At 61.1% G+C, this 6028-nt stretch carries 9 protein-coding genes; 7 read left to right on the top strand and 2 right to left on the bottom strand.

Features of this window, described 5'->3' with window-relative positions:
• Positions 1-435 precede the first annotated feature (435 nt).
• Complete coding sequence (locus ACI3K0_RS28965) at positions 436-735, top strand: DUF736 domain-containing protein (protein ID WP_183688382.1); 300 nt, start codon at positions 436-438, stop codon at positions 733-735.
• A gap of 61 nt (positions 736-796) precedes the next feature.
• Here the strand turns inward: ACI3K0_RS28965 and ACI3K0_RS28960 are convergent, their stop codons facing one another.
• Positions 797-1372, bottom strand: coding sequence for a hypothetical protein (locus ACI3K0_RS28960; RefSeq protein ID WP_404946839.1), 576 nt, complete (start codon positions 1370-1372; stop codon positions 797-799).
• Positions 1373-1530: 158 nt separating this feature from the next.
• Positions 1531-1944 carry a transcriptional regulator gene (locus ACI3K0_RS28955; RefSeq protein ID WP_183688314.1) on the bottom strand — a complete coding sequence of 138 codons (414 nt, stop codon included), beginning with the start codon at positions 1942-1944 and terminating at the stop codon, positions 1531-1533.
• A gap of 385 nt (positions 1945-2329) precedes the next feature.
• Between ACI3K0_RS28955 and ACI3K0_RS28950 the strand changes: the two genes are divergently transcribed.
• From ACI3K0_RS28950 to ACI3K0_RS28925, 6 genes are all read left to right on the top strand, one after another.
• A complete protein-coding gene (locus ACI3K0_RS28950) occupies positions 2330-2638 on the top strand; it encodes a DUF736 domain-containing protein (RefSeq protein WP_404946838.1) in 309 nt (102 codons plus the stop codon).
• A 142-nt stretch (positions 2639-2780) separates the two neighbouring features.
• On the top strand, positions 2781-3041 hold the full coding sequence (locus tag ACI3K0_RS28945) for a type II toxin-antitoxin system prevent-host-death family antitoxin (RefSeq protein WP_183688312.1): 261 nt from the start codon (positions 2781-2783) through the stop codon (positions 3039-3041).
• Positions 3038-3454: a hypothetical protein gene (locus ACI3K0_RS28940; RefSeq protein ID WP_206829616.1), complete on the top strand. Its 417-nt coding sequence runs from the start codon at positions 3038-3040 to the stop codon at positions 3452-3454. The genes ACI3K0_RS28945 and ACI3K0_RS28940 overlap by 4 nt, the downstream gene beginning before the upstream one ends.
• A 758-nt stretch (positions 3455-4212) precedes the next feature.
• Positions 4213-4968 carry a zinc-binding dehydrogenase gene (locus ACI3K0_RS28935; RefSeq protein WP_404946837.1) on the top strand — a complete coding sequence of 252 codons (756 nt, stop codon included), beginning with the start codon at positions 4213-4215 and terminating at the stop codon, positions 4966-4968.
• 36 nt (positions 4969-5004) lie between these two features.
• Positions 5005-5400 (top strand): FmdB family zinc ribbon protein, encoded by a 396-nt coding sequence (locus ACI3K0_RS28930; RefSeq protein WP_404946836.1) that lies wholly within the window; start codon positions 5005-5007, stop codon positions 5398-5400.
• Between the two features lie 37 nt (positions 5401-5437).
• A complete protein-coding gene (locus ACI3K0_RS28925) occupies positions 5438-6013 on the top strand; it encodes a type 1 glutamine amidotransferase domain-containing protein (RefSeq protein WP_404946835.1) in 576 nt (191 codons plus the stop codon).
• The last annotated feature ends 15 nt before the right edge of the window (positions 6014-6028 follow it).

Below are 6028 nucleotides of genomic sequence, written 5' to 3'. Positions count from 1 at the left end.
GACCGCAGCAGATCATCGAAAGCTTCGCTCTCACGCTATCGCGGCATGGCGAGATATCACCATGTCGATCAGCGCCTGAAACCTGGCCGATGTCGATCACCGTGCCATAGCCAAACTTAAGGCGACGCCCCGGTTGGTGGCGTAAACCAGGGCCTTTTCGATCATTTTCATTTCCGTCCGCCGTCCCTAATGTCCACTTGCGCGCCGCTGGCAACATTTAGCAGCAACGACCTCATCAACGGACAGAGTGAGATCCTAATTTCCGAAATAAACCCTGCAGCCCCGGCTCGCCCACCATTCGGGTTGCGTCGAGCGGAGAAACCCAGATCAATCTTCTCTGGTGAGCCTCAGGAAGTCGCTTCTTCATACGTTGCACGTCGACAACTTACACTTCTACCAGCGCAGGAATGCAATCGCCATTGTCGAGCCGCTACCATCGGCACCTTCACCTCTACCGCAAACGGCTTCACCGGCCAGATCCGCACCCTCGCCCTCAACGTCAAGGCTCGCATCGCACGCGTCGAAAATCCTTCGGAGAAGGGCCCGCAGTTCCGCGTCTATGCGGGAACGGCCGAGCTCGGCGCCGCCTGGCAGAAGACCTCCGAGCAAGGACGCGATTATCTCTCGGTCAAGCTCGACGATCCGAGCTTCCCGGCCCCGATCTACGCGACGCTCGCCGAGGTCGAAGGCGAAGACGGCCTTCAGCTCATCTGGTCCCGCTCGAACCGGGACTGATGTGGATCGCGAGGCTCCGCCGCCGGCGGGGCCTCATCTTCGGTTTGCCTTAAATGCGCGATTACCGCGCATCGAACCTGGCAAGCATCTTGCGCAATTGTGCGTTCTGCTCGGTCAGTTTCTTTGCGAGTTGGTGCCGCAAAGCAGTGACATCAGCATCGAGGTCGGCCATTTCATCCAGGATCGATTTGGGGCCAGATGCAAGCGCAGGCCCAGCCTCATCGGCCTGGTGTTCAAGAGCCGCCGGTTCTGTGACCGGCGCAATCTTCTTGGCGCGCGTCGGCGCCGGCTTGCCCTCTACCTCGACAGGCTCGATCGGGAGATGGATCGGCTCGACAGGTGCGGGGGCCGCCGCTGTCTCCACCACTTCGTCTAAGGCCTTGGGAACCTCTTCTGAAATTGCAGGCGTGGCCTCGGCGAGTTCGGATGCCGGTTCCGGATCGGACGGTGGCTCGGGCGCAACGTCTCCTGCCGGCGCTGCAGGCGGCTCCACGGATTGGACAGCGTCAGGTGCCTCGGTGGCAGGATGTGCCTCTTCAGCGTCCGGCTTGTACTCGAGAGCGATGGTCGCGGGTGTGACGGCGGTGGCCGCGTCGTTGCTGTCTGTTTTCGGCTTACGCGATACCAGGTCAGCCACAAATCTCCATGGTGTTCTCATCGCGCCAAACCTTTCAAGCATTGTGGCGGATCATTGCCACAGACATTTCAATATCGATCGCGTTCGTTGTCGGCGCGATCGATCGCAGGATCGGCGGCGCCTCACCTATAATGCGAGACGCCGCAGGAAGTCGGATATCAGGACTTGCCGAGGCGTTTGCGCAGATCGGCATTCTCGGAGCGCAGCTTTTCGGAAAGCTCCTTGCGAAGCTGTTTGTTCTCTTCCTCCAACTTGATCAAGTCGGCGATATCGTCAATCACCTCGATCGAAGCGGCAGGGGCCGTCGCTGCAGCCTTGGCGCGCGGCGCGCGGGTGGTGGCCTTCTTTGGTTCGACCGCAGCTTTGTCAGCCTTGACCGGGGTAGTCTTGGAGCCACGCTTCGCCCGCGTTTTCTTGGCCGGCTTTTCCGCAGATGCAGCCGTGGTGTCGATGGTGCTGGCGTCAGCTGCGGCAACCTTCGGCGCGCGCGGCTTGCGGGTCTTCTTTTCAACGGGGGCTGTGGCCGGCGCTTCGGGCGTGGCAGCTGTCTCAATCGTGGTGTCGTCGGCCATCAGTGTTCTCCTCTGTCAGGCGGGCAAGCATTTGTTTCCCCGTGACTTAAAGTCAATGCACGTGCTGTCATTTCAGTTGCAATCGGTGTGTCCGACGCCGCCATGGCTGAATTCCTTCCATCGCGCGACAAAGGCCCGGTCCAGGGCGGGCTCGATGAGGCATGTCTGACCGAAAACCGGCTTCGCCTCGATTGTCCTGCCGCAACGGTGGATTGGAGATTTCTTACCCCGCGCGGCGATCCGCACTCCTCTCCCTCCAAGAAATCCCCAATCCGACGCCTGCCATTGCATTTCGCCCTTCGGGTGCGGGCCAATCGCTCCCGGTCTTGTCGACAGCCATCGAGGCCGCACTGGAGCGGCCCGAAACAGCGAAAGGAATTCGAACATGGCTACCCTCGGCACCTTCACCTCCACCGAAAACGGCTTCAACGGCTCCATCCGTACCCTCGCCCTCAACGTCAAGGCCCGCATCGCTCGCGTCGAAAACCCGTCCGACAAGGGCCCGCAGTTCCGCGTCTACGCTGGCAGCGTCGAGCTCGGCGCCGCCTGGCAGAAGACCTCGGAGCAAGGCCGCGACTACCTCTCGGTCAAGCTCGACGATCCAAGCTTCCCGGCCCCGATCTACGCGACGCTCGCCGAGGTCGAAGGCGAAGATGGTCTCCAGCTCATCTGGTCGCGGCCGAACCGGGACTGATGACGGACACGAGGCTCCGCCCACGGCGGGGCCTCTACCTTCATAAATACAGTATACACAGCAAATACAGCATTGCTGTAATTGCTGGATTTCGAGCCGCAGTCTCTCTATAGTGCAGCCTATGACCGCGAAGGAGCGAAATATGGCCAGCCGATCCTATACGACAACCGAACTATCCCGGAAATCCGGCGACATCATCGCCGACGCGCTGCGTCACCCCGTGATCCTAACCCAGCGGAGCAAGCCGCGTCTCGTCATTTTGAACATCGACGATTACGACCGACTGATGAAGAGCGCCGATGCCCGGGCCGTCGGCACGATCGACACAATGTCCGACGCCCTTTTCGCCGACGTGGAGCGCGCTGTCGCGCAATATGCCGATGACGACGAGGTAGGGCGATGAGCGTCTACGACGACATCCAGACCGCAGCCGTCATTCGTTATCCGTATCTTTGGGCCCGGGAGGCCGGCAAGGGCGAGACCGAGGGTCGCAAGGAGCGCCCTGTCGCGGTGGGCGTGCGCATTCCTCGTGCCGGCGGCGATCTGGTCCTGTTCTTCCCGATCACGACCAAGCAGCCCGAACGCGGCCGCTTCGCTTTCGAGATCCCAACGATCGAAAAACGTCGTGCCGGCCTCGATGCCGACCGTGAGCTCTGGATTATGATGGACGAATACAACAGCGACCTGGTCGGTGCCTCTTTCTATCTCGAACCGGAGCCGCCGATCGGTCGCTTCAGCAAGGCATTCTTCCTGCCGATCCTGCGCGAATTCATCGCGCGCCGCAAATCCTTCTCCGAGGTCAGTCGCCACCGCTGAGATGACAGGCCTCGTTTGATCAAGCCCCTGAACCGCATCGAGCGTTTCAGGGGCTTTTTGCTGCCATACGGAGAGGTGGGGTAGCTGCTCAGAATGCACGATGGTGCCAAGTGGCAATGCCGGCCTCAAGGATGAGCGGTGCCCCCAATTTGCTCCACCTGCCCTGACGCGCAGCCTACGCAAATCGGCTCCCCCACTCCCCGGCTCTGCCGGTCGCTTGCGCGATCCTTGACCCCGCCATCGCCTCTCGGACCCGCCGCTCATCTTTCACAAGCGTCAGGAGACGAAGATGACCTACGAACTTGCAATCCAGATCGAAGAACTGCGGGCTGAGCTGCGTAACGCTGTCGATGGTGCAGAGCGCCGTCAGATCCAGGCCGAGCTCGAAATCGCTCAGGCAGAGCTGATTGTCGCGAGCGCCGAGCTTGACGGTGTCGCAGAAAAGCGAACCGCCTTTCTGAGGCGGTTTCCATCACCCGTCGTCTTCGAAGTCGAGCTGCCGCAATTTTCCTGTCGATCTCATTTCATCGACATTGGGAATGATGCGGATCGTGTGTCCTGCCGCAACCTTATGCCGGCAGAATTTTCCCCGCCTGCGGCTCCTCGCGCATCAAAATTCAGCCGACCTCAGGTCCTCCGCTGCGCTTCGGCTGTGCGCGCCTTCCCATTGCGCAAGCGCAACGGGGTCCCTTCGGTGCAGCACTCCTTCCCGATCCGCATTTCATCCCCGCGAAGAAACGCAATCGACAGGAAACCACATGCAACAGCTCGGTCTGAGTGCCTTCTGCCTGACCACGGCGGACCGGAGCGTCTTCCCGAACATGGCAGGTGCCGCCTACGGCTTTGCCGGCATGGGGCCGTACCGTGGCGGCCAGGCCGATCTTCTACGCGTTCCGTACGGCGACTATAACTGCCTGAAGCTGCCGCCGGACGCAGAAGCCAAGCAGAATGACTATGTGATGTTGGCCGACATTTTTCCCACTGGCTGGCACTGCACCGAGCTGGCAGGACTTTGCCCAGGCGAGTCGATAGTCATCTATGGAGCCGGGCCGGTCGGCCTTATGGCTGCCCATTCTGCCATGATCAAAGGCGCTAGTATCGTCATGGTCGTTGATCGTCACCCCGATCGGCTGCGGCTGGCGGAATCAATTGGCGCCATTGCCATCGATGATTCCAAGGGTTCTGCCGTGGATCAGGTACTGGAACTGACGAACGGCGTCGGAGCCGACAGGGGCTGCGAGTGCGTCGGCTATCAAGCCCATGATCCAGAGGGCCAGGAGCATCCCAACATGACGATGAACGACCTGGTGAAGTCAGTGAAGTTTACCGGCGGCATCGGGGTCGTTGGTGTCTTTGTCCCGCAAGATCCCGCACCGCAGGACCCTGTCTACAAGCAGGGCGAGATCGTCTTCGACTATGGTCTGTGCTGGTTCAAGGGGCAGACGATCGGAACGGGTCAGTGCAATGTAAAAGCCTATAACCGGCAACTTCGCGACCTGATCTTCTGCGCGTGATGACGGCTGGACCAAGGTCATCCTCAAGCCCGCCGCATGACAGCCGATCCACTCGGGGCGGCCGCCGGCCGCCCTGTCGCTCCATCGTCTCGAACGTCGAGGAATACCATGCTGATGTACGAATATAGCTGTCCCGCATGCGGACCATTCACGGCGTTTCGGCCACTGACGGCGTTCCGCGAACCATGCGCCTGCCCGGCTTGCGGCGCCGCGTCGACGCGGGATTTCCTGAGCGCACCGGCCCTCGCTAGCATGGACAGGGCTCGGCGCGGGCCTGCCTCCAACGGCCGCGAAGAGAGCAGTTATCCCGCAGCTAAAGCGGCACATCCGGCGGGCTGCGGATGTTGCATGCGCCGGTCCCCCATCCCGGTTGCTCTGTCCTCGAAAGGCCGCGTTTTCACCTCGAGTGGGCCGCCTCGACGCGGATCGTGAGGACGTCACATAGCCGATTTATTGAAAGGAGATCGACATGGCCTCTCAAACCCTCAATGGCCTTACGGTGGCAATCCTGGTAACGGACGGCTTCGAACAGGCCGAGATGACCGATCCGCGTAAAGCGCTAGATGAGGCGGGCGCCGAAACACGGCTCGTATCGCCCAAGGACGGCCAGGTTAAGGCTTGGAACTTCACGGATTGGGGCGAAACCTTTCCCGTCGATGTGCTTCTGGAAAGCGCCCGACCAGAAGCGTTCGACGCGCTCCTATTGCCGGGCGGAGTCATCAATCCCGATAACCTCCGAACGCTGCCAGAAGCGGTTGCCTTCGTGAAGGCGTTCTTCGACGCGGGCAAGCCGGTCGCGTCAATCTGCCACGGGCCCTGGACGATCATCGAAGCGGGAGCCGCTCGCGGGCGGCGCCTTACGTCTTGGCCTTCCCTGAGGACCGACCTCCAGAACGCAGGCGCGGAGTGGGTGGATCAGGAAGTCGTTGTTGATCAGGGACTGGTGACGAGCCGCAAGCCCGACGACATCCCAGCCTTCAATCGGGAAGTCATCAGCCTGTTTTCTAGCACACGCGACCAATCCCGGAAGGCAGGTGCCGAATGAGCGCCGCGGGTGATG

The sequence above is a fragment of the Rhizobium sp. ZW T2_16 genome (genome assembly GCF_044987325.1).
GTDB classification, from domain to species: domain Bacteria; phylum Pseudomonadota; class Alphaproteobacteria; order Rhizobiales; family Rhizobiaceae; genus Neorhizobium; species Neorhizobium cellulosilyticum.
Note: the sequence above shows the minus strand (reverse complement) of the source record. Positions and strands in the feature narration are given on the sequence as shown.

Coding starts and splice junctions, on each gene's coding strand:
- ACI3K0_RS28955 (WP_183688314.1), bottom strand. CDS start 1,944: ATGGCCGACGACACCACGATTGAGACAGCTGCCACGCCCGAAGCGCCG.
- ACI3K0_RS28950 (WP_404946838.1), top strand. CDS start 2,330: ATGGCTACCCTCGGCACCTTCACCTCCACCGAAAACGGCTTCAACGGC.
- ACI3K0_RS28945 (WP_183688312.1), top strand. CDS start 2,781: ATGGCCAGCCGATCCTATACGACAACCGAACTATCCCGGAAATCCGGC.
- ACI3K0_RS28940 (WP_206829616.1), top strand. CDS start 3,038: ATGAGCGTCTACGACGACATCCAGACCGCAGCCGTCATTCGTTATCCG.
- ACI3K0_RS28935 (WP_404946837.1), top strand. CDS start 4,213: ATGCAACAGCTCGGTCTGAGTGCCTTCTGCCTGACCACGGCGGACCGG.
- ACI3K0_RS28930 (WP_404946836.1), top strand. CDS start 5,005: ATGACAGCCGATCCACTCGGGGCGGCCGCCGGCCGCCCTGTCGCTCCA.
- ACI3K0_RS28925 (WP_404946835.1), top strand. CDS start 5,438: ATGGCCTCTCAAACCCTCAATGGCCTTACGGTGGCAATCCTGGTAACG.